1 protein-coding gene and 1 pseudogene are annotated in these 1,464 nt (G+C 82.1%); one reads left to right on the forward strand and one right to left on the reverse strand.

Annotated features, from left to right (window positions below):
* Window positions 1-650, reverse strand: a pseudogene (locus CCN42_RS44030) (nickel transporter); the annotation flags it as partial.
* A 210-nt stretch (window positions 651-860) separates the two neighbouring features.
* Here CCN42_RS44030 and CCN42_RS44035 point away from each other — a divergent pair.
* Window positions 861-1,464 (forward strand): hypothetical protein (locus CCN42_RS44035; protein WP_422641139.1); only part of this gene is annotated, 604 nt, incomplete at its 3' end.

A 1,464-nucleotide genomic window follows, 5' to 3' on the forward strand; every position in this document is an offset into this window, starting at 1 on the left:
GGTACGGCGGGGTGGGCGACCGGGGACGGTACGGCCGTGCCCGCGCCCGAGGTGTCCCCGTCGGCGGCCGGCCACGGCTGGGGTGCCGGGGTGCCCGCGGCGGGCGTCCCGGGCCCGGCGACCGACTCGGCCGGAAGCGGCTGACCGGGCAGCGGGTGGGCGACCGGCTGGACGGCGGGCTGGGCGACCGAGTGCGCCACCGGCTGCGCGGCGGTGACCTGCGCGGGCACCGCGACATGACCGGTGCCGGACGCGGTCTGCGGGGGCACGGTGACCTGACCGGTGCCGGACGCGGCCTGCGGGGGCACGGTGATGTGTCCCGTGCCGGACGCGGGCTCCGCGGAGGCGCCCGCCGGGCTCGCCGGAACGGCCTGGCCCTGCGCCGCGGGAAGCGCCTGGGCGGGTGGCGGCTGCGGCGCACCCTGAGGGGCGCCGACCCGGCCGGGCCGCGCGGCGGCGGACTGAGCCGGGATCCCCTGCGCGGGCGTCCCGGCCGGCTCCGGCGGCACGGCGACGGCCCGCCGGCGCCGGCCGGTCGGCGCGCTCACCGGGTGCGGCTGCGGCGGGGTGTGGTCGTCGGCCTGGTCGTGCGGTACGGCGTCGTGCCGGCCGTGGTCGTCGGCACCGGGATCCGCCGGGGCGCCAGGCACAGGCGTGGAGCCGGGCGCAGTCATCGCGCCGGGCACAGTCGTGGAGCCGGGGGCGCCCGGAGAACCCGGCGCACCGCCCGGGGAGGACTGATGCGGCGCCTGGTGCGGGACCGGCATCGGCGCGGGAACGGGCTGGCCCGACTGGCCGGGGAGCGGCTGCGGGGCGGGTCCCGGCGGTGCCGCCCCGGCGGCCGGGACAGGGCCGCCCCCATGAGGCTGGTTCTGCGGTGCCTCGGCCGGAACGGGGACCGGCATGGGCATCGGCATCGGCGCGGGGACCGGCTGCGCGGCGGCATCGCCGGGCGCCCCGGAGGCCTGAGGCCCGACCGGGGCCTGCGCGGAGAGCGGGAGCTGCCCGCCCTGCTGCCCCGGACGTTCCTGCCCGGGAAGCCCCTGCCCGGGAAGCCCCTGCTGACCGGGCGGAACCGCCCGACCCGGCGGCACGGGCTGCCCCGTCGGCACCGGCTGCCCCGTCTGTCCCGCCTGGTTCTCGTGCTCCGGCCCGTCGGACGCCCGGTCCGCGTCGGCCGGCGGCAGGGCGAACACCGTGCGCGGCCCGGCCTCCTGCGCCGCCGCGCGCTCCTGAGCCGCGGCCAGGGCCCGGCGACGGCGCCCCGTCGGCTGCGTGTTCTCCTCCGTCGCGGCGGGCAGCGCGGGCGGCAGGGCGTGCTGCTCCTCGGGGCCGCGGTGGGCGCGCCGGCCATCGGACGCGGGGACGCCCTGCGGCGGAACGGTCCCGCCCAGGCCGGTGCCCGCGGCCGCGGTGCCCGCGGCGTGCTCGTCGGCGGTGACGACGGCGCCCTCGGCCACCCCG

The organism is Streptomyces glaucescens, assembly GCF_002154375.1.
Classification (GTDB): Bacteria; Actinomycetota; Actinomycetes; order Streptomycetales; family Streptomycetaceae; genus Streptomyces; species Streptomyces glaucescens.